Source organism: Rhodanobacter aciditrophus (genome assembly GCF_050026795.1).
GTDB lineage: Bacteria > Pseudomonadota > Gammaproteobacteria > Xanthomonadales > Rhodanobacteraceae > Rhodanobacter_A.
Genome location: NZ_JALBWP010000009.1, coordinates 233,396 through 258,496, shown reverse-complemented (window position 1 = coordinate 258,496; position 25,101 = coordinate 233,396). Strand labels below are relative to the sequence as shown.

The window sequence follows — 25,101 nt, the reverse complement described above, 5'->3', positions numbered from 1 at the left end:
CGCCGCTACACTCGAAAGCCTGCCGCGCCGTTCGCGCACGGCGCCGCGCCCACGCCCCACCCTCGCCAGCAGGAGACCCGCATGTCCACGATCCATCCTGTCGACCCCGCGTTCGCCGCCAGGGCACGCATCCGCAAGGACGACTACGAGCGCCTGTACGCCGAGTCGGTGAAGGACCCCGAAGGCTTCTGGGCCAGGGTGGGCGAACGGCTGGACTGGGCGCGCAAGCCGTCCAAGATCAAGGACGTCTCCTACGACCCGAAGAACCTGCACATCCGCTGGTACGAGGACGGCACGCTCAACGTGGCCGCGAACTGCCTCGACCGCCACCTCGCCGAGCGCGGCGACAAGGTGGCGATCATCTTCGAGGGCGACGACCCGAACGAGTCGCGCAAGCTCACCTACCGCGAGCTGCACGCCGAGGTGTGCAAGTTCGCCAACACGCTGAAGCACCTCGGCGTGGCCAAGGGCGACCGCGTGGCGATCTACCTGCCGATGATCCCCGAGGCCGCGGTGGCGATGCTGGCCTGCGCGCGCATCGGCGCGATCCACTCGGTGGTGTTCGGCGGCTTCTCGCCCGACTCGCTGGCCGGGCGCATCGCCGACTCGCAGTGCAAGCTGGTGGTGACCGCCGACGAGGGCGTGCGCGGCGGCAGGAAGATCCCGCTGAAGGCCAACGTGGACGAGGCGCTCAAGCGCCCCGGCACGAACAGCGTGGAAACCGTGGTGGTGGTGCGCCGCACCGGCAGCGCGGTGCCGATGCAGTCGCCGCGCGACCGCTACTGGCACAACCTGATGGACGGCCAGTCCGCCGACTGCCCGGCCGAGCCGATGGAAGCCGAGCACCCGCTGTTCATCCTCTACACCTCCGGCTCCACCGGCAAGCCGAAGGGCGTGCTGCATACCTCGGCGGGCTACCTGGTGTTCACCAGCTACACCCACGAATGCGTGTTCGACCTGCGCGAGGACGACGTCTACTGGTGCACCGCGGACGTGGGCTGGGTCACCGGCCACAGCTACGTGGTGTACGGCCCGCTGGCGAACGGCGCCACCACGGTGATGTTCGACGGCGTGCCGAACTACCCCGACTTCAGCCGCTTCTGGCAGGTGGTGGACAAGCACCAGGTCACGCTGTTCTACACCGCACCCACCGCGATCCGCGCGCTGATGCGCGAGGGCGAGGCGCCGGTGAAGAAGTGCTCGCGCGCCTCGCTGCGCGTGCTCGGCACGGTGGGCGAGCCGATCAACCCCGAGGCGTGGGAGTGGTACCACCGCGTGGTGGGCGACAGCCGCCTGCCGATCGTCGACACCTGGTGGCAGACCGAGACCGGCGGCATCCTGATCACCCCGCTGCCCGGCGCGATCGACACCAAGCCCGGCTCCGCCACCAAGCCGTTCTTCGGCATCAAGCCCGCCATCGTCGACGCCAACGGCGAGGTGCAGGAAGGCGTGGCCGAGGGCAACCTGCTGCTCACCGACTCCTGGCCCGGCCAGATGCGCACGGTGTACGGCGACCACCAGCGCTTCATCGAGACCTACTTCAGCGCCTACCCCGGCAACTACTTCACCGGCGACGGCGCGCGGCGCGACGCGGACGGCTACTACTGGATCACCGGCCGCGTCGACGACGTGATCAACGTCAGCGGCCACCGCATCGGCACCGCCGAGGTGGAAAGCGCGCTGGTGGCGCACCCCAAGGTGGCCGAGGCCGCCGTGGTGGGCTGCCCGCACGAGATCAAGGGCCAGGGCATCTACGCCTACGTCACCCTGGTGGCCGGCGAAGCCGGCAGCGACGAGCTGAAGAAGGAACTGGTGGCCTGGGTGCGCAGGGAGATCGGCGCGATCGCCACGCCGGACTACATCCAGTGGGCGCCCGGCCTGCCCAAGACCCGCTCGGGCAAGATCATGCGCCGCATCCTGCGCAAGATCGGCGAAAACCAGCCCGACCAGCTCGGCGACATCTCCACGCTCGCCGACCCCAGCGTGGTGAAGAACCTCGTCGAGGAGCGCCTGATCAAATAAGCCGCGGTAGGAGCGCCCCGCGCGCGAATGTTCCGGCCCCGATCAGCGCCGGGGTCATCGCGCACAGGGGGCGCTCCTGCAGCAAGCCGCCATGCCCGACATCCTGATCGCCGACGACCATCCGCTGTTCCGCGACGCCCTGCAGCGCGCGGTGCTCGCCGCGCTGCCGCAGGCGCAGGTGCGCAGCGCCGAAAGCGTGCACGGCCTGTACACGCTGATCGAGCAGTACCCCGACGCCGACCTGCTGCTGCTCGACCTGCACATGCCCGGCGCACGCGGCTATTCCGCGCTCGCGCACATCCGCGGCCAGTACCCCGGTTTGCCGATCATCGTGGTGTCCGGCCACGAGGAGGCCCAGGTCGCGCGCCGCGCGCTGGCCCACGGCGCCGCCGCCTACATCCCCAAGTCCACCGCCGGCGAGGAGATCGTCCACGCGATCCGCGCGGTGCTCGACGGCGACGTGTGGCTGCCGCCGCAGCTCGTCGGCGGCAGCGCCGAGCTCAAGCCCGACGAAGCCGACATCGCCGCCCGCGTCGCCACGCTCACCCCGCAGCAGTTCCGCGTGCTCACCATGATTGCCGAGGGCCTGCTCAACAAGCAGATCGCCTGGGAGCTCGGTGTTTCCGAAGCCACCGTGAAGGCGCACATGACCGCGATCATGCGCAAGCTCGGCGTCAACAACCGCACCCAGGTGGCGCTGGCCGCCAGCCAGCTTGCCGTCGAACCCGGCACGATGCAGCCGCTGCCGGAGGATGAGGAGGGGGCGTGAGGAACCATGGGTCCGCGAATTTGCGCGGCGACGGATCGACAAGCGCCAGCCGCCGAATTCCATTCCAGCCGCGCAAGAAGCCGTCGCTCCTTCCTCCGTGATCGGCCACCCGGTATGCAGCTTCTCCAGGGCCGAGATCCTGCCCGCCGACGCGTGCATCCATTTCCATGAACGCGCGTCGTGCAAGGCTCTGCTCGAGTCCTGGCCCGGCGACTGCTGCGTCGTCTGTTCCTATGGCAGCGTCAAGTGTCCACGCGTGCGGAGAGCGGGCTCGGCGAACGGCTGCGGCGGCTGAAACCTGTCCAGGCGGACCCGAGCCCGCTCAGGCGCCGACGCTCCCTTCCGCCTGCTTCCTCGCCAGTGCCGTCAGCAGCGCGCGCAGCGCCGCCGGCTTCACCGGCTTGTGCAGCAACGGATAGCCGAGCGCGCGGGCACGCTGCTTGAGTTCGCTGCTGCCGTCGGCGGTGATCAGGGCGGCGGGCGGCAGCGAGTGGTGGGCGGCGCGCAGCTGCTGCAGGGCCTGGAGGCCGTCGGTGCCGTTGGCGAGGTGGTAGTCGGCGAGAATCAGGTCGACCGGGCCGCGTCGCAGCTCGGCGGCCGCGGCGGCCGCGTCGCGCGCGGTGCGGCAGTCCACGCCCCAGCGGCCGAGCAGGGCGCGCATGCCGTCGAGGATGGCTGCGTCGTCGTCGAGGCACAGCACGGTGAGCGGCAGCGCCTCGGTGCTGCCGCCGCGGCGCACCACGTGGCGGCGCGATGGCGCGGCGGTGGCGCGCGGCACCGTCACCGCGAAGCAGCTGCCGTGGCCGGGGCGCGAGCGCAGGTCGAGCCGGTGGTGGAGCATCGCCGCGATGCGGTCGCAGATCGACAGGCCCAGGCCCAGCCCCTTCTCGCCCCACGGCGAGGGCTGCTCCAGCCGCTGGAACTCGCCGAAGATGCGCGCGCGCTGTTCGGCGGCGATGCCGGGGCCGCTGTCCCACACCTCGATGCGCACGGTGTCGCCGGCGCGGCGCGCGCCGAGCAGCACGCCGCCGCGCTGGGTGTAGCGCAAGGCGTTGGAGAGGAAGTTCTGCAGCACCCGGCGCAGCAGCTGCGGGTCGCTGCGCACGGCGAGCCGCGTGGGCGCCACACGCAGGCGCAGGCCGCGCTGCTCGGCGAGCACCGCGAACTGGCTCTGCAGCGACTCGAACAGTTCGGCCAGCGCGAAATTGGCGATCTCCGGCTGGTAGCTGCCGGTGTCCAGGCGCGAGGTGTCGAGCAGGGCGTCGAGCAGGTCCTCGGCGGCGCGGAACGCGGCGTCGATGCGTTCGGCCAGCTGCCGCGACTCCGCATTCAGCGCCGGCTGCTGGCGCAGCGCGGAGGTAAACAGCCGCGCGGCATTCAGGGGTTGCAGCAGGTCGTGGCTGGCGGCGGCGAGGAAACGCGTCTTCGAGGCGTTGGCGGCCTCGGCGGTGCGTTGCGCCTGCGCGGTCGCGGCGAGCGCCTCGCTGAGTTCGGCGGTGCGCTGGTCCACGCGCTGCTCCAGCGTCTCGTTCGCCTCGATCAGCGCCTGCTCGGCGCGCTTGTATGCGGTGACGTCGGTGTAGGTGGTGACGTAGCCGCCGCCGGGCAGCGCACGACCGCGCATCTCGATGGTACTGCCGTCCGCGCGCACGCGCTGGAACACGTGCGGCGTGCCGGCGCGCAGGTGGCCGAGGCGTTTGGCCACGTGCGCCGCCACCTCGCCGGGGCCGCATTCGCCATGCTCGGCATTCCAGCGGATCAGGTCGGCCACCGGCACGCCCACGTAGACCATGCCGTCGGGGTAGCCGAACAGCTCGAGATAGCGCCGGTTCCATGCCACCACGCGCATCCCGGCGTCGACCACGCTGATGCCCTGCGAGACGTTCTCCAGCGTGGAGGACAGCAGCTCCCGGTTGAAGCGCAGCTCCTGCGAGGCCTCGTCCATCAGCGCCATCGCCTCGGTGATGTCCAGACCCGAGCCGGACAGCATGCCCATCAGGATGCGCCGTGCGCTGGCCGCGCCAACCGCACCGGCAAGCAGGCGCTCGGTGTGCTGGATCAGCGCGCGGTCCGCGGACTCGCCGGACTGCAAGGGCTTGCCGCGGCGCTGCTCGTACTCGGCGAAGGCACGCTCGGTGCCGCGACGGCCCACGATGCGGGTGGCGATGGTGCGCAGGTCGGCCACCGCCACGCGGCCGCGCCAGTCGCCCGCACCGCCGCGGCTGGCCGCGTAGGGGGCGACGAACAGCGCCGCGTGCAGGCGCTCCTCCAGGTTCGGCCGCCAGCGCAGCGAGACGAACACCACGCAGGCCAGGTTGACCAGCAGCGACCACAGCGTGCCGTGCAGCAGCGGATCGCTGTCGCCGAGATGGAACAGCGCCTGCGGGCGCAGCCAACCCAGCCCGAGCGGACCGTCCTGCTGCCAGCTGCCCGCGTGCAGCATCGCCGGCAGCAGCAGCGTGTAGGCCCACACCACGAAGCCCGCCACCAGGCCGATCGCCACGCCCCGCCGGCTGGCGCCGCGCCAGTACAGCGCCGCCACGATCGCCGGCGCCAGTTGCGCCACCGCGGCGAAGGCGAGCAGGCCGGTGGCGGCGAGGTTCTCGGTGTCGGCCACCACGCGGTAGTAACCGTAGGCCAGCGCGACCAGCGCCACGATCGCCACGCGGCGCACGCGCAGCACCAGCCGCGACAGGTCGCTGCGGTGCTCCAGCCGCAGGCGTCGCACGCGCAGCAGCGCTGGCATCACCAGGTCGTTGCTGATCATGGTGGACAGCGCCACCGCCGCCACGATCACCATGCCGGTCGCGGCGGAGAAGCCACCCACGAACGCCAGCATCGCCATGCCGCCGCTGCCCAGCGCCAGCGGCAGGTTGAGGACCCAGGCGTCGGCGAGGCCATCGCGTACCGCCGGCAGCTGCATGCCGGTGGCCACGATGGGCAGCACCGCGAGGGTGATCGCCAGCATGTAGAGCGGGAACATCCAGCGCGCGCGGTGCAGGTCGTGCGGTTCCTCGCATTCGACCACGCCGATCTGGAACTGCCGCGGCAGGCAGAACATCGCGAAGAAGGCCAGCAGCGTCTGCGCCAGGAAGCCCGCCGTCAGGCCGTTGCCCGGATGCCGAAGCGGCAGGCTCGCGGTGGCGGCCAGGCCAGGCCCGTGGTGCAGCGCATACAGCGCCAGCACCACGAAGGTGAGCAGCTTGATCAGCGACTCCAGCGCGATCGCCAGCATCATGCCGTGGTGGTGCTCGGTAGCGTCGATGCTGCGCGTGCCGAACAGGATCGCGAACACCGCCAGCAGGCCGGCGCACCACAGTGCGGGATCGGTCGCGATGGTGGCGCGCAGGCCCGGCGTGCTGCCGCCCAGTACCGCGAACGACATCGCCACTGCCTTCAGCTGCAGCGCGATGTACGGCAGCACCGCCACCACCGCGATCACAGCGACCAATGCGGCCAGCCCGTGCGACTTGCCGTAGCGAGCGCCGATGAAGTCGGCGATCGAGGTGATGTTGCGCTGCTGCGCCACCTCCACCAGCCGGCGCAGCAGGCCGAAGCCGAACACGAACAGCAGCACCGGCCCCAGGTAGATCGGCAGGTAGCCAAGGCCCTCGCGAGCGGCCGTACCCACCGCGCCGTAGAGCGTCCACGACGAGCAGTACACCGCCAGCGCGAGGCTGTAGACGATGGGCCGCAGGCGTGGCTGGCGCGGATACAGCGGACGCCGGTCGCCCGCCCAGGCCACGCCGTACAGCAGGCCCACGTAGAGCAGCGCGACGAGCAGCAGCAGCCAGCCGGCGATCATGATCCTCCCCACGTGCCTCGACGATGCGATCCGCCGCTTGTGCGCGGCGGCGCCCGTCCGTCAGCATGCGCGCATGCAAGTCATCGACGGACCCTTGTCTCCGAAAGTAGCAGAGCCCCTGCATGCTGACGAGATTCACGTCTGGCGGCTGCCCCGGCCGCCGGGCAGGCGGCGCGAGCCGCTGCTCGCCCTGCTCGCGGCCTACCTCGGCATCGCGCCCGCCGAGGTGCGGCTGGTGACGGGCGAGCACGGCCGGCCGGCGCTGGATCCCTGCCTCGGCGATGCGCTGGACTTCAACTGGTCGCACAGCGGCGAGCAGGCGCTCGTGGCGCTGGCCCGCGGCATCGCGCCCGGCATCGACCTGGAGCAGCGCCGCACGCGCGCGAATGCGCTGGAGATCGCACAGCGCTTTTTCACCGCCGAGGAAGCGGCCTGGCTGGGCACCCTGGACGAGGCCGCACGACGCGCCGCCTTCCTCGAACTGTGGACGGCGCGCGAGGCGGTGCTGAAGGCGCTGGGCCGCGGCCTCGCGTTTGGGCTGGACCGGCTGGCGTTCCGTCGCGACGCCAGCGGACTCGTGTTGCAGCGACTGGACGGCGAGGATCCCGACGCGTGGCAGCTGCACCGGCTGGAGGTGGGCGGGGACGCCTTCGCGGCGCTGGCCTGGCGTGGTACGCCACGGCGCATCCGTCGCTATACGCTTGCCGGCGCCGCCTGATCGCGGCAGTGTTGCGTTCCCGGCTTCGTGACGGATCGCTCCCATGACCCTGCTCAGCGTCAACCTCAACAAGATTGCCGTGCTGCGCAATTCGCGCGGCGGCCACGAACCCGACATCTGCCGCGCGGCGCAGACCTGCATCGAGAGCGGTTGCGGCGGCATCACCGTGCACCCGCGGCCGGACCTGCGCCATGTCCGTCCCGACGACGTGCGCGCGCTGGCCGCGATGCTGCGCGGGCGGGTGGAATACAACATTGAGGGCAACCCGTTCGCCGCACCGCGCGGCGCCTATCCCGGCCTGCTTGCGCTGGCGCGCGAGGTGCGCCCCACCCAGGTGACCCTGGTGCCGGACAGCGATGGCCAGATCACCTCCGACCACGGCTTCGACCTGTCGCGCGACCTCGATCGCCTGCGGCCGCTGGTGGACGAACTCGCCGCGATCGGCTGCCGGGTCAGCCTGTTCGTGGACGCCGGCAGCCAGGATTTCGCGGCGGCGAAGGCGATCGGCGTGAAGCGCATCGAGATCTACACCGGCCCCTACGCCGAGGCGTTCGCCGAAGGCGAGCCCGACGCGGCGCTGGCAAGCTGCGCCGCCACCGCGCGACAGGCGCAGCAGGCGGGGCTGGCGGTGAATGCGGGGCATGATCTCAGCCAGGCGAATCTCGGCACCTTCAAGGCTGCGATCCCGGGCCTGGCCGAGGTGTCGATCGGCCACGCGCTGATCGGCGAGGCGCTGTACGAGGGCCTGGCCACCACGGTACGCAACTACCTGCAGATCCTGCGTTGACCCCCGCCCCTGCGAGCGGGGACGTCCAGCCGTCCGGACGTCCGCAATTTGCCACCGCCAGAAACGCCAACCCCCGCACGGGGCGGGGGTTGGCGCGGGTAACGCTGTTGTCCGCCAGCTGCGGGCCTACTGCCCCTCGCTGTCGGTGAATCCGATCTTGACCAGGTTGTACTGCTTCGCGTCTGCCAGCACGGTAGCGACGTACTGGTAGGCGGTGGCATCCGCGGCCTTGATCTGGATTTCCGGCTGGTTGGTCTGCTGGGCGATCACCGCGAACTGCGCCTTGAGGCCCAGTTCGTCCACCGGCGTATCGTTCCAGTAGAACGCGCCGCTCTGGTCGATCTTGAGGTTGATCGGCTCCGGCGGATTCTGCGGCTGCTGCTGGTTCGGATTCGGCTGCGGGAGATCGATCTTGATCTTCAGCAGCGGAATCGGCGCCGTCACCATGAAGATGATCAGCAACACCAGCATCACGTCGATCAGCGGCGTGATGTTGATGTCCGCCATCGGGCCCGACGAGGATTTGACGGAAAAGGCCATCTCTGTTTACTCCTTCGCCGGGGCCGTCGTCATGAAGCCGACATGCACCATGCCCTGGGCCTTGGCGTCACTGATGACCTTGCGCACGATCTTCCATTCGATCGCCTTGTCGGCGCGGATCTGCAGCTCCGGCTGCGGCGACTTCTGCGCGGCCACCGCCAGCTGGGCCTTCAGCGCGGCCTCGCTGACCGGCTGATCCTGGAAGTACATCGAACCGTCTTCCTTGATGGCGAGATCCAGCGGCGGCACGTCGATCTTCTCTTCGCTGGTCTTCGGCGCCGCGGTCGGCACCGTGATCGTGACCGGATGGGACATCAGCGGCGCCGTGATCATGAAGATGATCAGCAGCACCAGCATCACGTCGGCCAGCGGCGTGACGTTGATTTCCGAAACCGGACCGCCGGTATTGCCTCCGACGCTCATTGCCATGGGTCAATCCCTCACTCGACGCGCGAGCCGGTCGCGAAGAAGTCGTGCAGGTCGTGCGCGAACTCGTCGAAACGGGCAAAGATGACGCGGTTCGACCGGTTGAAGAAGTTGAACGCGAGCAGTGCCGGAATGGCGGTGAACAGACCGATCGCGGTCATGATCAGCGCCTCGCCCACCGGGCCGGCCACCGCGCTCATCGAGGCGTTGCCGCTGGCGGCGATGCCGATCAGCGCGTGGTAGATGCCCCACACGGTGCCGAGCAGACCGACGAACGGAGCCGCCGAACCCACGGTGGCGAGCAGGGTCTGGCCGCCTTCGAGACGCAGGCTCTCGCGGGCCACGGCCTGGCGCAGCGCGCGGTCGACGAACTCGGAGCGGCTCAGCGACTCGGCCAGGCCACCCTTGTTGGCCTGCTGGTGGTGGGCCACCGCCGATGCGGCGTCCAGCGCGATCTTCGAGAACGGTTCGCCCTTGGGCTGGGTTTCCAGCTCGCGGATCGCGTCCTGGGTGGACGGGTTGTTCCAGAAGCCGTTGATCACGCCGTCGGCGCGCGACTTCACCAGGCCATTGCGGATGGTGTTGGCAATGATGAAGTACCAGGACAGGAACGACATCACCACCAGGGTGACGAACACCACCCAGCCCAGCCAGTCGAAGCCGTGGGCGAGGTTGGCGAAGCCCATCTGCTTCATGGCTTCGGCGTTGGAATTGCCGCCCAGGGACTGGGCGGCATCGGACGGTGCAGGAGTCTGTAGGAACATAACGCTACCCTTGGGAAGTCAAGCGTGAACTGTAGAGGCTGTAACGAGGATTACAGGTTGTTGAGGTTGAAGGTGACCGGTACGCGTGCGTAGCCCTCCACCTTCTTGCCGTTCTTGATTTCGGGATTGAAGCGCCACTTCTGTGCCGCCTCGATCGCCGCGCGATCAAGCTCGTGGTATCCGCTGGACTTGTCGACCTTGATGTCCTTCGGCGAACCGTCGACACCCACCAGGATCAGCAGGACCACCGTGCCTTCATGGCGCTGGCGGATGGCCTGTGGCGGATAGCGCGGCTGTATCCGGCTGTTGTAGCTCAGATCCTGGCCAGCGCTGATGTCCGCCGGTGGGGCGGGCGGGGCAGGCGGCGCCGGCGGCGCGGCCGCGACCGCATTCTGCGACACCTCTTCCACCGGCGGTGGCGGTGCCGGCGGCGGCGGGGTCGGCGGCGGTACCACCTGCTTGATGATCTTCGGCGGCGGCTGCTTGGGCGGTTCCGGCGGCGGCGGCGGCGGCGGCGGCGGCGGCGGCGGCGGCTCGATGAAATTCACCTGCACGATCTGCTCTTTCTTTTCGTGCTTCTGGCCCGGGGGCGCCATCGGCGCGAGCAGGATGAGAAACGCGAAGGCGTGCAGACCAATGGCGAATGCCAACGCCAGGGTTCGTTTCCAACTGAACCCCTCTTCGCGTTCTGTGTCTTCGGTACTAGAGGCCATCTGTCACTATCTGAAGCTGGGACGGAGAAAGCGTCGCCGCAGGCCCGGCATGTTCCGTCTGGCATATGGACGAAACACGCCGCTGGGGTTACGCAGGGAAGGTTTCAACGGTACAACAGCGTCTGGCGTTTGTATAGCGCTCGCGGGGCAGACAGATGGACGTCTATCCGCCGCGCGTTTCCTTGCCGGGCAATCACTTGCCCACGTGCGCCTTGCGCAGCCATTCATTGGCCTTGGCGGCGGTCTCCGGATCCTTGGCGGCTTCCATCACGGCGGTGATCGCGGCGGGCTTGTCCTTCAGCTGGCGATCCGTCTCGGCCAGCACCATGTAGGCCTGTCCCTTGTGCTGCACACCCTTGGCGATACCCTGCTTCAGGTACTTGCGTGCCTCGGCGAACTTCTGGTCCTGGAAGTAGACGCGGCCCAGCGCGACATCGAGTTCGCCGTCGCTGGCCAGCGCCGCGCCCTTCTGGTAGTAGCCGATTGCCTTGGCGTCGTTCTCGCCGATCACGGAGGCATCGCCGGCCAGCTTGTAATTTGCTGCACTGGGCTTGATCGCACCCTTGCTCACGCCGTCGTCGAAAACGGCCAGCGCCTTGGCGCTGCCGCTCTTGGTATCGCCGCCGTTCTGCGCCTGCAGCAGGTAGGCCTTGACGAGGAGAATCCAGTCACCCTCGTCCTTCAGCGCGCCGTTCGCACGACCCTGCTCAAGCACCTTGATCGCGCCGGCATAGTCCTGCTGCTGCAGCAGGATCGCGCCGGCATTGTGCAGCAGGCTGCTGTCGGTTGGGTTCTTCGCGTATTCGGATTCGGCCATCTTGGCCGCGTCGGCACCCTGGCCTGAGGCGGCATAGCTGGCCATCAGGATCTGGTTCCAGGAATCCTGCGGCTTGTCGGTGAGTGACTTGGCCTTCTGGATCGCGGCGATCGCCTCGGGGTACTTCTCCAGATTGTAGTCATCCAGACCCTGCAAGCCATAAGCGTCGGCACTTTCCTTCTTGCCTTGGTCATGCCACTTGGCGATGGTGTCCAGCGAGACTTGGTACTGCTGGTTGGCGGCATACACCTGGGCGAGCGCGAGCATCTCGTTGAAATAGACATCGTTCGGCAACACGCCGTTGTCCAGCGAACTCTTGAACTGCTCGATGGCTCCTTTCGTGTCGCCGTTTTTGAACGCGATGTTGCCCATCAGATACTGCGCATACGCCTTGGCGTATTTGCTGTTGCTCTTGTCGATGACCGGCTGCAGCAACTGGGTGGCCTTGGCGGTGTCGCCAGCGTTGAACGCTTCGCCAGCCTGCTGCAGTGCCTTCTGGTCCTTTTCGCTCTTCAGATCCAGCTTCGGTTCGGCGCGCGTGGCGTTGGGGTAGTCCGAGGCTTGCTTCTTGGAAGCGTCGGTCGCACGAACAGGCGTGGCGGCAAGAGTGAACGCCAGCGCGGCGCCGGCCAGCATCGTGAACAGGGGCGTGTGCTTCATGGCGATCCTCGGTGTCCGGGGTTTTACGCGGTGCTTCGTGCGCAGGGGATCGTTGAGACTACCCTGAGCAATGTGTGAATGACAAGTCGCATTGCGACATGAAAGCCCCTGCCAGATCAATGGGTTGCATGGGAGTTTCCATACGCGGCCGCACTGGACGCGGTTTCGGGCTATCCGTCGCGGCAAACCGTGCAGCACCCGCTTTGGGCGCGCCGCGGTCCATGCTCTGCTTCAATGTATTAACGCATTGATGTGTGACAAGGCATGGATCTCGCGGCGCGGCCATCGGCCCCGCCGCGCTGGGCTCAGATGTCGAGGTTGGCGACCTTCAGTGCGTTCGCCTCGATGAAGTCGCGGCGTGGTTCCACCGCCTCGCCCATCAGCATCGAGAACATCTGGTCGGCGGCGAACGCGTCCTCGATGCCGACCTGCAGCATGCGGCGGGTCTCCGGGTTCACCGTGGTTTCCCAGAGCTGCTCCGGGTTCATTTCGCCCAGACCCTTGAAGCGCTGGATGGTGCGACCCTTCTTCGCCTCGTCCAGCAGCCAGCTGCGCACCTCGGCGAAACTGGTGACGCCACGCGAGGCATTGCCGCGGCGAACCACCGCCTCGGCCTGGACCAGCCCGGCCAGTTGCTGGCTCACGTGCAGGATGGGGCGGAATTCGGCGCCGGCGAAGAACGGCTGCGGCAGCAGCAAGGTGTGGCTGAGGCCGTGCTGATCGCGCACCACTTCGATCGCCGCCGGCTGCTCGCCGTGTGCGGGACGCAGCGACAGCCGATAGCGCGGCTTGCCCAGCCCGCTGGCGGCGAGGCGCCGGGTGATACCGTCCAGCCAGGCCTGCATCGCGACCGGGTCGGCCCAGAGTTCCGGGGCGATCGGCGGGTGTTCCAGCAGTGCCGACAGCACGCTGGTGTCGAAGCGATGGCCGAGGCGCTCGATCTGGTCCAGCGCGGTCTGGTACTCACGCAGCAGCTTCTCCAGGCGCTCGCCGGTGATCGCCGGCGCGACCGGATCCGCCACCAGCTCGGCATTGTCCACCGCGCTCGAGATCAGGTAGGCGTTGAGTGCCGCATCGTCCTTCAGGTACAGCTCCTGCTTGCCCTGCTTCAGCTTGTACAGCGGCGGCAGGCCGATGTAGACGTGGCCGCGCTCGATCAGTTCCGGCATCTGGCGGTAGAAGAAGGTCAGCAGCAGGGTGCGGATGTGCGAGCCGTCCACGTCCGCATCGGTCATGATGATGATGTGGTGGTAGCGCAGCTTGTCCGGGTTGTAGTCCTCCTTGCCGATGCCGGTGCCAAGCGCGGTGATCAGGGTACCGACCTCGGCCGACGACAGCATCTTGTCGAAGCGCGCCTTCTCGACGTTGAGGATCTTGCCCTTCAGCGGCAGCACCGCCTGGGTCTTGCGGTTGCGCCCCTGCTTGGCCGAGCCGCCGGCCGAATCACCCTCGACCAGGAACAGTTCGCACAGCGCCGGATCCTTTTCCTGGCAGTCCGCGAGCTTGCCCGGCAGGCCGGCGATATCCAGCGCGCCCTTGCGGCGAGTCATTTCGCGGGCCTTGCGCGCGGCCTCGCGGGCCCGGGCCGCGTCGACCACCTTGGAGGCGATCGCCTTGGCTTCGTTGGGGTGCTCCAGCAGGAATTCGCCCAGCTTCTCGTTGACCGCCTGCTCCACTGCGGTCTTGACCTCGGAGGAAACCAGCTTGTCCTTGGTCTGCGAGGAGAACTTCGGATCGGGCACCTTCACCGACAGCACCGCAATCAGGCCCTCGCGCATGTCATCGCCGGAAAGCGCGACCTTGGCGTTCCTGGCCAGGCCCTCCTTTTCGATGTAGCCCTGCAGCGAGCGGGTCAGCGCAGCGCGGAAGCCGGTCAGGTGGGTGCCGCCGTCGCGCTGCGGGATGTTGTTGGTGAAGCAGAACATCGTCTCGTTGTACGAGTCGGTCCATTGCATCGCCAGCTCGATGGTGATGCCGTCCTGCTGGGCGCTGAGGCTGATCACGTTCGGGTGCAGTGCGGTCTTCAACTGTGCCAGGTGCTGCACGAAGGAGCGGATGCCGCCTTCGTAGGCGAAGGTGTCGGCGCGCCCTTCCCCGCGTTCGTCCCGCAACTCGATGGTGACGCCTGAATTGAGGAAGGCCAACTCGCGCAGGCGCTTGGCGAGAATCTCGTAATGGAACTCGGTCTGGCTGAAGGTTTGCGGGCTGGGCAGGAAGCGTACCGTGGTGCCGCGCCGATCCGTGGGGCCGATGACCTTCAGCGGATACAGCGGCTCGCCCAGCGTGTACTCCTGCTGGTGCTCCTGACCGTTGCTGTAGATGGTCAGCCAAAGATGGTCGCTGAGTGCGTTCACCACCGATACGCCCACGCCGTGCAGGCCGCCGGAGACCTTGTACGAATTCGCGTCGAACTTGCCGCCGGCGTGCAGCACCGTCATCACCACTTCGGCGGCCGAGCGACCCTCCTCCGGGTGGATGTCCACCGGGATGCCGCGCCCGTTGTCGCTGACGCTGACCGAACCGTCCTCCAGGATGGTCACGACCACGTGATCGCAGTAGCCCGCCAGCGCCTCATCGATCGCGTTGTCGACCACCTCGAACACCATGTGGTGCAGGCCGGTACCGTCATCGGTGTCGCCGATGTACATGCCGGGGCGCTTGCGGACCGCCTCCAGGCCCTTCAGCACCTTGATGTTGCTGGAGTCGTAATGCGATTCGGTGATGGGTTCGTTCATGCGACTTCCGGTTGCTGGTGGTGCGGCAGACGTGGCGTGCAAGCCGGTGAGCTGCGACGCAATCCCTCATTATAGCAGGGGCGTCACGCGCCCCTGTTCCACGTGGAACATATGGTGCGGCAGTCGACGGAGGGACTCAGGGGGACTGGTGCCAGTGACCAGCACCTGCGCTCCGCATTCGGCAAACTGGGCTATCACCGCGGACTGATGGACCTCGTCCAGCTCGGACGCCAGGTCGTCGAGACATATGACGGGCCAATTGCCGTGCTGCTCAGCGAACAAGCGGGCTTGCGCCAGCATGCACCCAAGCGCGGTGAGCTTCTCCTGCCCCCGGGAAAGGTGCTCCCGTTGCGGGGCATGCGGGAATGCCAGTGACCAGTCGGCGCGGTGGGCGCCGAGGCTCGTGTGCCCACGGGCCAAGTCCCGACCTCGCTGCGTTGCCAACTGCGCGCGCAGGTCCTGCCCCTCACCCCACCCCCGGCGATAATGCAGTTCCGCCTCGCCCAGTTCGGGCAGCAAGGTGCCCAGGCAAGCCCGCACGCGCGTTCGCAGTCGCTCCAGGTATTCGCGCCGTTGGTTGTCGATCCATTCGGCAAGCCCCGCCAGTTCGACCTCCCAGGAATCAAACAGCGGCGTATTCGAATCCGCCCCTGCACGCAACAACGCGTTGCGCTGCTTCAGGGCGCGCTGATAACGGCGCCAGACGCCCAGGAAGTCATGTTCCACGTGGAACACACCCCAGTCGAGGAAGCGGCGGCGCTCCTCGGCGGCGCCGGCAATCAACGCATGCGAACCCGGCTCGAAACAGACCACCGCGCACTCGGCGATCAGCTCCCCCAGCGTCGCGTCCTTGCCTTCCAGGCGTGCCTCCCAGCGCGAAGCCTCGCGACCCAGGCCGAGACGGAGCAGGCGATCGCCGCTCTGCCGCAATTCGGTGAACACCGACAAACGGGAGGCACCACGTTCGAGCAAGGCTTCCCGGGCGCCGCTCCGAAACGAGCGGCCATGCGACAGCAGGAACGCCGCCTCCAGCACGCTGGTCTTGCCCGCACCGTTGGCGCCCACGAAGACATTGACGCCTGGCGCGAGAGCCAGATCGACGTCGTGCAGACAGCGCAGACCCTGGATGCGCAGGCGATCCAGCCTCATAACCGGCGGTTACCGATGCAAGAACGCCGGAGCATCTGACGATGACTCCGGCGTTCCTCGGCCATGCGGCGCTTGCCAGGATGCATATGTCAGAGGCGCAAGGGCATGATCACGTGACGGGCCTGTTCGCCGTCGTGTTCCTGCACCAGACAGCTGGACTGCGCATCGCGCAGGCTCAGCCGAGCCTGTTCGCCACGCAGCGCGGAGAGCGCATCCAGCAGGTAGCCCACGTTGAAGCCCACGGCGAGATCGGAGACGTGAGTGTCGGCCTCGACCTCCTCCACGGCTTCCTCCTGCTCGGGGTTATGCGCCACGATGCGCAGCTTGCCGGGCGACAACTCCAGCTTCACGCCGCGATATTTCTCGTTGGAGAGAATCGCGGCGCGCTGCAATGCGCCCCGCAGCACCTCGCGATCCAGCGTGGCGGTCTTGTCCGCCCCCAGCGGGATGACTGCCTCGTAATCGGGGAAACGACCGTCGATCAGCTTGGAGGTGAAGGTGACACCCCCGCGGCGCACGCGCAGATGGTTGCGGCCGAACTCCAACTCCACCTCACCCTCGCCGGGTTCCAGCAGGCCGATCAGCTCGTTGACGCCCTTGCGCGGGATGATGATCTGCCGACGCGCCTTCACCGACGTGGCAAGGCTGGTTTCCTTCATCGCAAGGCGGTGCCCGTCGGTGGCCACGCAACGCAGGCTGTGTTCCTGGAGATCCAGCAACATGCCATTCAAGTAGTAACGCACGTCCTGGTTGGCCATCGCGAAAGCGGTACGTTCCATGAGGTCGCGCAGGGCTTCTTCAGGCAAACTGACTTTCTCCACCAATTCGATCGAGTCGATGGTGGGGAATTCGCTGGCAGGCAGCGTGGTGAGGGTGAAGCGGCTGCGTCCGGCGGTGAGTGCGACACGGTCGCCATTGAGCTTCAGCTCGATTTTGGCACCATCCGGCAACGCGCGAACGATATCGAAGAACTTGCGCGCGGGAATGGTCACCTCGCCGTCGTCCAGCTTGTCCGCGGGCGTGGTGGCGATCATCTCCACCTCCAGGTCCGTACCGGTCAACGACAGCTGGCCGTCGGCGACTTTCACCAGCAGATTGGCGAGCACGGGCAGCGTCTGGCGCCGTTCCACCACGCCTACGACCTGTTGCAGTGGCTTGAGCAGAGCTTCTCGTTGGATGCTGAATTGCATGTCTGCGCGTCCCCTATGCCTGCTGTTCTGTCTTTGAAAGAAAGTTGGTGGTTGCTGTTGGCGGCGTGGATAACTTTTTTTCGCCGCTTACTTGTTTCAAATCAATGCCTTGCGCTGCCTTTGGGTTGTGCGGAAAGCAGTGCTTCCAACGTGGGCCATTTGTGGATAACTCGTCCGCATCTTCCATCCACGCATTATCCACAGCTTCCCGCCCAGCTTATCAAGAAGTTGTGCTCGCTCCGGGCGAGAACCTCAACCGGTGAGGGTACGGATCAGCTGCTCCCAGTCCTGGCGCATGCGCGCATCGGCCTCGCACAGCTTCCTGATCGTGCGGCAGGCATGCAGCACCGTGGTGTGGTCGCGTCCACCGAACGCCTCGCCGATCTCCGGGAGGCTGTGGTCGGTGAGTTCCTTGGACAGCGCCATCGCAATCTGGCGCGGCCGCGCCAGTGAACGCACCCGCCGCTTGGACAGCAGGTCCTGCAGGCGCACGTTGAAGTATTCGGCGGTGATCTTCTGGATGTTCGGCACCGTCACCGCCTGGGCGTGGGTGGCCAGCAGGTCGCGCAGCGTTTCCTCGGCGAAGTCGGTGGTGATCGGCTTGCCGTAGAAGTTCGCGCGCGCCGCCAGCGTGTTCAGCGCACCCTCGAGGTCGCGCACGTTGGAGCGGATGCGCTTGGCCAGCAGCATCGCCACGTGCTCGTCCACGGCCACCCCCTTGTCGTGCGCCTTGGAGAGCAGGATCGCTGCGCGTGTCTCGAAGTCCGGTGGCTCGATCGCCACGCTGAGGCCCCAGCCGAGACGCGACTTCAGTCGCGGCTCCAGCTTGTCGACTTCCTTCGGGTAGCGGTCGCAGGTAAGGATGATCTGCTGCTTGGACTCGAACAGTGCGTTGAAGGTGTGGAAGAACTCCTCCTGCGTGGTGTCCTTGCCCGCGAAGAACTGGATGTCGTCGATCAGCAGCGCGTCCACCGAGCGGAAGCGCAGCTTGAACTGGTCCATGCTCTTGGTGCGCAGCGCCTCGATCATCGCGCCCACGAACTGTTCCGAACGCAGGTACAGCACCTTGCAGGCAGGGTTGTTCTGCCGCATCAAGTTGCCGGCCGCGTGCATCAGGTGGGTTTTGCCGAGTCCCGTGCCGCCGTACAGCAGCAGCGGGTTGTAGGCGCGGCCCGGGTTCTGCGCCACCTGCATCGCGGCGGCCTTGCCCAGCTGGTTCGACTTGCCCTCGACAAAGGTTTCGAAGGTGTAGTGCGGGTCGAGGTTGTGGCTGAAGGCCGGCACGGCTGCCGCTGCCGGCTCGACCGGCGCGCCCGCACGAAGTGCCCCGGCAGGCCTGGCAGCCGCCCGCGGGGCACTGGAACCCACTTCCAGCCGCACCGGCAGCGCGCGGCCGGCCAGCTGGCCGAGCAGCGCGGTGATCTGCGGCAGATAACGCTCGCGCACCGTGTCCAGCGTGTATGGGTTGGGAGCGAACAACGCCAGCCCGGTGTCGTCCTCGCGGGCCTGCAGCGGCATCAGCCAGGTATGCAGATCCTCGGCGCTCAATTCGCCTTCCAGACGCTCCAGGCAGCGCCGCCACAGCTCACTCATGAATGTTTCTCGTCCACAGGCTTCGGGCGCTTGTGCGCGGGGTGGACGGACTAGTCTAGCAGCACGCTCCGGCTCGCCGTCCCCGGATCGTCCACATGGATATCCACAAGCCGTCGCGCGGTGCTGCGCCCGGCAAACCGCGCCGATTTGACATCGCGTTGCCGCGCCCCGCATAATTTCCAGCCTTTTTATCCACATACCATTCCCTTCGGAGCAACGCCATGAAGCGGACCTTCCAGCCCAGCAAGCTCAAGCGCGCCCGCACCCACGGCTTCCGTGCCCGCATGGCCACCGCCGACGGTCGCAAAGTCCTCAACGCCCGCCGTGCCAAGGGCCGCAAGCGCCTGATCCCGTAAGCGGCGGCTCCGTCATGCACCCTGCCGGACTGCCGCGCGAGCTGCGGCTGCGTCTGGCCGGCGACTTCGCCGCGTTGCGCACGAGCAGCGGCCGCCTCGGCGGCCGCTGTTTTCATTTGCGCTACCGTCCCAACGGACTGACGCATGCGCGGCTTGGCCTGGCGATCTCCAAGCGGGTCTCCAAGCGCGCGGTAGAGCGCAACCGGCTGAAGCGCCTGCTGCGCGAGTCGTTCCGGCGCGTCCGCGGCCAATTGCCGCCGGTGGACGTGGTGGTGATGGCGCGCGAGCAGGCGGCCGGCCTGCCCGGCACGGAACTCCTGGCCGAGGCCGACGCGCTGTGGCGACGCCTCGCGGCGATGCGGCCGGCCACCCCAGGCATCCCGCACCATTGATGCCGATGGACGCCGCCGCCACAATCGCGTGTTGACCTTTCCTTTTCCCCAGTGGCCGCGTGCCGCGTGGCGTCGTCCGGATCCGTGACCCGATGAACCAAACACGCAACTTCCTCCTGTTCGCCCTGCTCGCCGTGGCCTACTTCCTGTTCATGGCCTGGGAGAAGGACTACATGACGCCGCCACCGGCGCCTGTCGCCAGCGGCAGTGTCGCGAACGCGGCCAGCGTTCCAGGCGTGCCGAGCACTCCGGGCGGCACTCCGGCGATCAGCGACGCCAGCGGCCCGGCCGGCAACGCCGCGTCGTCGCTGGTGACCGTCACCACCGACGTGCTGCGCCTGACCATCGACACCCGCGGTGGCAGCCTCGTCAAGGCGCAACTGCTCGACTATCCGGTGGCGCCGCGCACGCACAAGGATCCGAACCCCGCACCGGTGACCCTGTTCGACAACACCGATACGCACTACTTCGTGGCGCAGAACGGCCTGGTCAGCAGCAGCGACCCGGCTGCAGCGGACCAGCCCAACCACCTCGCCCTGTTCCAGGCCACGCAGGCCGACTACACGCTGGCGCCCGGCCAGAACGAACTGGACGTGCCGCTGACCTGGCAGGATGCCAAGGGCCTCAAGGTCACCAAGACCTACCGCTTCACCCGCGGCAGCTACGTCGTCGCGCTGGACCAGAAGATCGCCAACGGCAGCAGCGTGCCGTGGCAGGGCAATGCCTATACCCAACTGCTGCGCACCGAGCCGCCGCACAGCGGCAACTGGCTGAAGAACATCTCCAATCCCGAGTCGCGCAGCTTCCAGGGCGCGGCGTGGTACACCGGCGAGAAATTCGAGAAGCTGCCGTTCAAGGATTTCGCCGAGCCCAAGGACAAGCTCGACGCCAGCATCAAGGGCGGCTGGGCGGCGATGCTCAGGCTGTACTTCTTCGCCGCGTGGATCCCGCCGGCGGGCGAGACCGCGCACTACGCCACCGACACGGTGAACCCGGGCAGCGGGCATCCGCGCTACCTGATCCGCGCGATCGGCCCCACGCTCAGCGTGGCGCCGGGGCAGAGCGTGGACGCCACGGCGCGCCTGTACGTCGGACCGAACCTGCAGGGCAAGCTCGACGCGGTGGCGCCGGGGCTGGATCTCACCATCGACTACGGCATGTTCAAGGCGATCGCGGTGCCGATGCACGGCATCCTGTCGTTCTTCCACGCCATCGTGAAGAACTGGGGCTTGGCGATCATCCTCCTGGTGCTCGCGATCAAGGGCGTCACCTGGAAGCTCACCGCCATCCAGTACCGCTCCAGCGCCAAGATGCGCAAGCTGATGCCCCGCGTGCAGGCGCTCAAGGAGCGCTACGGCGACGACAAGGTGAAGCTGCAGCAGGCGCAGATGGAGCTGTACAAGAAGGAGAAGGTCAACCCGATGGCGGGCTGCTTCCCGGTGCTGATCACCCTGCCGGTGTTCTACGGCCTGTTCTACGTGCTGGAGTACTCGCTGGAACTGCGCCACGCGCCCTTCCTGTGGATGCCGGACCTCAGTGCACCCGATCCGTACTACATCCTGCCGGTGATCTACGCGCTGGTGATGCTGGGCACGCAGTGGCTGAACCCGGCCGCGGCGGGCATGGACCCGGCGCAGGCGAAGATGATGAAGGTGATGCCGCTGCTGTTCACTGTCATGTTCGCCTTCTTCCCCGCGGGCCTGTGCCTGTACTACGCGGTGAATGGTCTGGTGGGCCTGGGCCAGCAGTGGTGGATCACCCACCACATGGACCGCGAGGAAGCGGTGGCCAAGGCCGCCTGATGGCTGGTCCTGGCGATCCTCCCTGATCGCGGAAACCACCAGATGGCCGCGCCCGGCAACCGGCGCGGCCGTCTTCGTTTACGCTCCCCGACATGAATCAGCCCGTCGACACCATCGCCGCCATCGCCAGCGCACCGGGCGCTGCCGGGGTGGGCGTGCTGCGCGTGTCGGGGCCGCGGGCGCCGGCGATCGCGCAGGTCATGCTGGGCCGGACGCCGCAGCCGCGCCATGCGTACTTCGCCAGCTTTCGCGACGCGCAGGGTGAGGTGATCGACCACGGCCTGCTGCTGCACTTCCCCGCACCGGCTTCCTACACCGGCGAGCACGTGCTGGAACTGCAGGGCCACGGCAACGCGGTGCTGCTCGACACACTGCTGCGCCGCGTCTGCGAGCTCGGCGCGCGCCTCGCGCGTCCCGGGGAGTTCACCGAGCGCGCCTTCCTCAACGGCAAGCTCGACCTCGCCCAGGCCGAGGCCGTGGCCGACCTGATCGCTGCCCGCTCGCAGGCCGGCGCACGCGCGGCGCTGCGCTCGATGGAAGGCGTGTTCTCGCAGCGCGTCGAAACCCTGCTGCAAAAACTGATCGCGCTGCGCGTGCACGTCGAGGCCGCCATCGACTTCCCCGAGGAAGAAATCGACTTCCTCGCCGATCCTGCGATCGCGCAACAGCTCGAGAACCTGCGCGCGGAACTCGCCTCGCTGCTGCGTGAAGCGCAGCGCGGCCTGCGCCTCAACGACGGCCTGCGCGTGGCCATCGTGGGCCGTCCCAACGCCGGCAAGTCCAGCCTGCTCAACGCGCTGGCCGGCAGCGAGCGTGCCATTGTCACCGCCGTCGCCGGCACCACCCGCGACGTGTTGCGCGAGAGCGTGGCGCTCGACGGCATGGCGCTGGAACTTGCCGACACCGCCGGGCTGCGCGACACCGCCGACGAAATCGAACGCGAGGGCGTGCGCCGCGCCCATGGCGAACTGCAGCGTGCCGACGCCGCCCTGCTGGTCACCGACGTGGAACACGCCGCCGCCGACCTCGCCCTGTTCGATGCGCTGCCCGCGGGCGCCGAACGCGTGGTGCTCATCAACAAGATCGACCTCGCTCACGTCGTGCCGCACGCCGAGACCCGCGACGGCGTCCGCTGGCTGTGGGCGTCGGCGAAAACCGGCGAAGGCCTCGACGCCCTGCGCGAATGCCTCAAGGAACTCGCCGGCGCCGGCAGTGGCGAGGGCAACTTCAGTGCGCGCCGCCGCCATGTGCTTGCGCTGCAGGAAGTGCGTGAACGCCTGGATCATGCCGCCAACGCACTCGTCATCAGCCGTGCGGGCGAGCTTGCCGCCGAGGAACTGCGCCAGGCCCAACACGCGCTGGGCGAAATCACCGGTGCTTACAGCAGCGATGACCTGCTCGGCGCGATCTTCGGCTCGTTCTGCATCGGCAAGTGATGGGCTGTCCGGGTTCTTCCGGGGCAAGGTCTCGGCAAAGGGCCTCAACCGCGGTTCGCAGCGCTCTGCCAGCGCGCGCCTGGCCATGGCGATCGTTCTCCGCGGTTGACTCTCGATCCGGGTCCACGGCTTAGGCTGGAGACCCATACCCCTGGCGAGCCGAGCCATGTCAGCAACGCCTTCCGAACTCGTCACTGCGTTCCTGCAGGCTTTCATGTCTGGCGACGTCGAGAAGGCGTCCGGCATGGTGAGCGACGATTTCTGCTTCCGGGCACCGATGCACCAAGGCGAGGGCAGCAAGGCGGCCTATTTCGCCGGGGCGGAGCGGAAGACCCGTTTCATCCACGCCTTCCGCATCCTGCGCCAATGGACGCAGGGCAACGACGTCTGCACCGTCTACGAGATCGACGTCCGCACAACCGAGGGCAGCGCCACCATGGCGATGAGCGAGTGGCATACCGTGCGCGCCGGCCGGGTGAGTTCGACGTACATGGTGTTCGACAGTGCGTCCCGCGCGGCCACGCTGCTGCGCAACGCCCTGGGCGCCCATCACTAGATATCAATGGCGCCAGGCGGCGGTTCGATTGCAAGCATGCGAAGAGGCTTGCCAGATCCCGTGTCTTCCGCGGGAGATTGAACAGCGCCACTTTCCCCTCCCTGCATCGGCAAGCGGTCGATACGTTTATCGGGCAAGCAGCATTTCCAGCTCGCCTGCCGTGGGCATGCCGCCCTGCGCTCCAAGTTTGGTCACCGACAGCGCAGCGGCGGCGCAGGCCTTGCGCACGGCTTGTGGCAAGCCTTCGTGCAGGAACACGGCAAGCGCACCGTTGAAGGTGTCGCCGGCACCGGTGGTGTCGACGGCGTCGACGGCGAATCCGGGTTGGTGCACGGGCTCGGGATATGCGGGGTCGCGGTACCACGCGCCTTCGCCGCCTCGGGTAAGCACCACGGGGCATGGTGCGCGACGCATCAGCTCGCGGAAGTCCGTGCGCACATCCTGGTCGAGCACGGCGGCCAGCTCGTGCTGGTTGGGCGTGATGTAGCTGACCAGCTTCAGCCAATCGCCTGGCAGCTTTTGCGCAGGGGCCGGGTTGAGGATGACGGGAACCTCAAGCCTGTGGCCGAGGCGCAAGGTGGCCTCTACGGTATCGAGCGGAATTTCCAGCTGGACCAGCACCACATCGGCGCGGGCAATGGCCGCGTCAGCGGCTTCGACCTGGGCAGGCGTGACACGCGCATTGGCCGCGGGCACCACGATGATCTCGTTGTCGCCCTCGGCCACCGTGATGGAGGCACTGCCGCTGCCCACATCGTCAAGCCGGATCACGTGGGCGAGGTCGATACCTTCCTGCGCCAGCCCCGCGTGCAGTTGGTCGCCGAACGCGTCGCGACCCAGTGCGCCGACCATCGCCACCTCGGCGCCCAGCCGTGCGGCGGCGACCGCCTGGTTCGCACCCTTGCCGCCTGGCGTGGTGAAGAAGCGGTTGCCGAGCAGGGTCTCGCCAGGGCCGGGAAAGCGCGGCGCGAGCGTGACCAGGTCCATGTTGATGCTGCCAACGACGACGATGCGGGGCATGCGGTCTTCCGGTGCGTGATTGCGTGCAGAGTAAATGTTGCCGCTCCCGGAAACGAAACGCCCGCCGGATCTCCGGCGGGCGTGGTCGGCGACGCGAGGCGGCGCAGGCTCAGTGCATGTGGCCGATGCCGGCGTCACCGGGCTCCAGCGCGGGTGCGGGGCCGGCCACGGCGAGCAGCGCCTGGGCGTAGCCGTCACCGATGCTGAGCGTGGAGACCTCGTCCCAGGCGAAGAACGAGGCCTGGCGCATCCATTCCGCGTCGGGGCTGAGTTCCTGCAGGTAGAAGCCGTCGTCGTCGACGCGCACGAGGTGGCCGATGTAGCAGACCTCCTCCTCTTCCTCGGTGTCCACGTGCACGCCGATCACCGGCGACATCGCGCCGGCGGCCTGCACGGCGTCACGGATCGAGTCCAGCGGGAAGCCGCGCGGCAGGCGCGGGGCGATGCCCTTGAGTTCCAGCGCCCTGGCCATGAAGGCATGGTGGCGCTCCGGCGACTCGAGTTCGGTGATGTCGCGGTGCCGCATCACGTAGATGCCATCGTCGGTGAGGCCGTCGCCGATCACCCACAGCAGGACGAACTCGCGGCCCACGCCGCCCACGTAACCGCAGAAGCTGCCGTGTTCCAGCTCGCCGCGCCACAGCCGCACCATCGTCTGCTGCTGCTGGGCCTCGCGCAACTGGGCGCGCAGGCCGTTGGTCTTGAACTCGAGAATCTTTGCCATAGCGGACCTATTTTAACAGAGCGGCCTCCCCGGCTTGTTCAGAGGATGTTCCGGCATAATTTCGTCGAACATGCACTTAATATGCGACAAAAGCGGCGATATATGCACTTCGAGGACGGCTGTCGAC

At 67.6% G+C, this 25,101-nt stretch carries 22 protein-coding genes; 10 read left to right on the top strand and 12 right to left on the bottom strand.

The window, feature by feature from the left end; genetic code table 11:
- Positions 1-81: 81 nt before the first annotated feature.
- The 3 genes from acs (at position 82) to ACQGNW_RS04245 (ending at position 3,086) form a co-directional block, all read left to right on the top strand.
- The gene (gene acs / locus ACQGNW_RS04255) at positions 82-2,022 is read left to right on the top strand and encodes an acetate--CoA ligase (RefSeq protein WP_426661870.1); all 1,941 of its coding nucleotides are present in this window, start codon (positions 82-84) and stop codon (positions 2,020-2,022) included.
- 91 nt (positions 2,023-2,113) lie between these two features.
- A complete protein-coding gene (locus ACQGNW_RS04250; protein WP_426661869.1) occupies positions 2,114-2,791 on the top strand; it encodes a response regulator in 678 nt (225 codons plus the stop codon).
- A complete protein-coding gene (locus ACQGNW_RS04245; protein WP_426661868.1) occupies positions 2,775-3,086 on the top strand; it encodes a GDCCVxC domain-containing (seleno)protein in 312 nt (103 codons plus the stop codon). The genes ACQGNW_RS04250 and ACQGNW_RS04245 overlap by 17 nt, the downstream gene beginning before the upstream one ends.
- A 27-nt stretch (positions 3,087-3,113) precedes the next feature.
- On the opposite strand, the gene ACQGNW_RS04240 is transcribed toward ACQGNW_RS04245, so the two are convergent.
- Complete coding sequence (locus tag ACQGNW_RS04240) at positions 3,114-6,596, bottom strand: PAS domain-containing hybrid sensor histidine kinase/response regulator (protein ID WP_426661867.1); 3,483 nt, start codon at positions 6,594-6,596, stop codon at positions 3,114-3,116.
- Between the two features lie 73 nt (positions 6,597-6,669).
- Here ACQGNW_RS04240 and ACQGNW_RS04235 point away from each other — a divergent pair, with 73 nt between their 5' ends.
- Together ACQGNW_RS04235 and ACQGNW_RS04230 are read left to right on the top strand one after the other, a co-directional pair.
- Positions 6,670-7,314 carry a 4'-phosphopantetheinyl transferase family protein gene (locus ACQGNW_RS04235; protein ID WP_426661866.1) on the top strand — a complete coding sequence of 215 codons (645 nt, stop codon included), beginning with the start codon at positions 6,670-6,672 and terminating at the stop codon, positions 7,312-7,314.
- A 43-nt stretch (positions 7,315-7,357) separates the two neighbouring features.
- The gene (locus tag ACQGNW_RS04230) at positions 7,358-8,101 is read left to right on the top strand and encodes a pyridoxine 5'-phosphate synthase (protein ID WP_426661865.1); all 744 of its coding nucleotides are present in this window, start codon (positions 7,358-7,360) and stop codon (positions 8,099-8,101) included.
- A gap of 126 nt (positions 8,102-8,227) precedes the next feature.
- Here ACQGNW_RS04230 and ACQGNW_RS04225 read toward each other — a convergent pair whose 3' ends face one another.
- From ACQGNW_RS04225 to dnaA, 9 genes are all read right to left on the bottom strand, one after another.
- On the bottom strand, positions 8,228-8,641 hold the full coding sequence (locus tag ACQGNW_RS04225; RefSeq protein WP_426661864.1) for an ExbD/TolR family protein: 414 nt from the start codon (positions 8,639-8,641) through the stop codon (positions 8,228-8,230).
- Positions 8,642-8,647: 6 nt separating this feature from the next.
- On the bottom strand, positions 8,648-9,070 hold the full coding sequence (locus ACQGNW_RS04220) for an ExbD/TolR family protein (protein WP_426661863.1): 423 nt from the start codon (positions 9,068-9,070) through the stop codon (positions 8,648-8,650).
- A gap of 11 nt (positions 9,071-9,081) precedes the next feature.
- Positions 9,082-9,831 carry a MotA/TolQ/ExbB proton channel family protein gene (locus ACQGNW_RS04215; RefSeq protein ID WP_426661862.1) on the bottom strand — a complete coding sequence of 250 codons (750 nt, stop codon included), beginning with the start codon at positions 9,829-9,831 and terminating at the stop codon, positions 9,082-9,084.
- 50 nt (positions 9,832-9,881) lie between these two features.
- Positions 9,882-10,544 (bottom strand): energy transducer TonB, encoded by a 663-nt coding sequence (locus ACQGNW_RS04210; protein WP_426661861.1) that lies wholly within the window; start codon positions 10,542-10,544, stop codon positions 9,882-9,884.
- A gap of 193 nt (positions 10,545-10,737) precedes the next feature.
- Positions 10,738-12,021, bottom strand: a complete 1,284-nt coding sequence (locus ACQGNW_RS04205; protein WP_426661860.1) for a tetratricopeptide repeat protein — start codon at positions 12,019-12,021, stop codon at positions 10,738-10,740.
- A 305-nt stretch (positions 12,022-12,326) separates the two neighbouring features.
- A complete protein-coding gene (gyrB, locus tag ACQGNW_RS04200; RefSeq protein ID WP_426661859.1) occupies positions 12,327-14,756 on the bottom strand; it encodes a DNA topoisomerase (ATP-hydrolyzing) subunit B in 2,430 nt (809 codons plus the stop codon).
- Between the two features lie 69 nt (positions 14,757-14,825).
- The gene (recF, locus tag ACQGNW_RS04195; RefSeq protein ID WP_426661858.1) at positions 14,826-15,905 is read right to left on the bottom strand and encodes a DNA replication/repair protein RecF; all 1,080 of its coding nucleotides are present in this window, start codon (positions 15,903-15,905) and stop codon (positions 14,826-14,828) included.
- 89 nt (positions 15,906-15,994) lie between these two features.
- On the bottom strand, positions 15,995-17,095 hold the full coding sequence (gene dnaN / locus ACQGNW_RS04190) for a DNA polymerase III subunit beta (RefSeq protein ID WP_426661857.1): 1,101 nt from the start codon (positions 17,093-17,095) through the stop codon (positions 15,995-15,997).
- A 252-nt stretch (positions 17,096-17,347) separates the two neighbouring features.
- Positions 17,348-18,688: a chromosomal replication initiator protein DnaA gene (gene dnaA, locus ACQGNW_RS04185; RefSeq protein ID WP_426661856.1), complete on the bottom strand. Its 1,341-nt coding sequence runs from the start codon at positions 18,686-18,688 to the stop codon at positions 17,348-17,350.
- Between the two features lie 221 nt (positions 18,689-18,909).
- On the opposite strand from dnaA, the gene rpmH reads away from it, so the two are divergent.
- From rpmH to ACQGNW_RS04160, 5 genes are all read left to right on the top strand, one after another.
- Complete coding sequence (gene rpmH, locus ACQGNW_RS04180; protein WP_007510029.1) at positions 18,910-19,044, top strand: 50S ribosomal protein L34; 135 nt, start codon at positions 18,910-18,912, stop codon at positions 19,042-19,044.
- Between the two features lie 14 nt (positions 19,045-19,058).
- Entirely contained in the window at positions 19,059-19,436 is a 378-nt protein-coding gene (gene rnpA / locus ACQGNW_RS04175) for a ribonuclease P protein component (RefSeq protein WP_426661855.1), read from the top strand.
- 92 nt (positions 19,437-19,528) lie between these two features.
- Entirely contained in the window at positions 19,529-21,238 is a 1,710-nt protein-coding gene (yidC, locus tag ACQGNW_RS04170) for a membrane protein insertase YidC (protein ID WP_426661854.1), read from the top strand.
- 92 nt (positions 21,239-21,330) lie between these two features.
- On the top strand, positions 21,331-22,674 hold the full coding sequence (gene mnmE / locus ACQGNW_RS04165; RefSeq protein WP_426661853.1) for a tRNA uridine-5-carboxymethylaminomethyl(34) synthesis GTPase MnmE: 1,344 nt from the start codon (positions 21,331-21,333) through the stop codon (positions 22,672-22,674).
- A 166-nt stretch (positions 22,675-22,840) separates the two neighbouring features.
- A complete protein-coding gene (locus ACQGNW_RS04160; RefSeq protein ID WP_426661852.1) occupies positions 22,841-23,230 on the top strand; it encodes a nuclear transport factor 2 family protein in 390 nt (129 codons plus the stop codon).
- 126 nt (positions 23,231-23,356) lie between these two features.
- Here ACQGNW_RS04160 and rbsK read toward each other — a convergent pair whose 3' ends face one another.
- Complete coding sequence (gene rbsK, locus ACQGNW_RS04155) at positions 23,357-24,250, bottom strand: ribokinase (RefSeq protein WP_426661851.1); 894 nt, start codon at positions 24,248-24,250, stop codon at positions 23,357-23,359.
- Positions 24,251-24,359: 109 nt separating this feature from the next.
- On the bottom strand, positions 24,360-24,974 hold the full coding sequence (locus ACQGNW_RS04150) for a hypothetical protein (RefSeq protein WP_426661850.1): 615 nt from the start codon (positions 24,972-24,974) through the stop codon (positions 24,360-24,362).
- Positions 24,975-25,101: the final 127 nt, after the last annotated feature.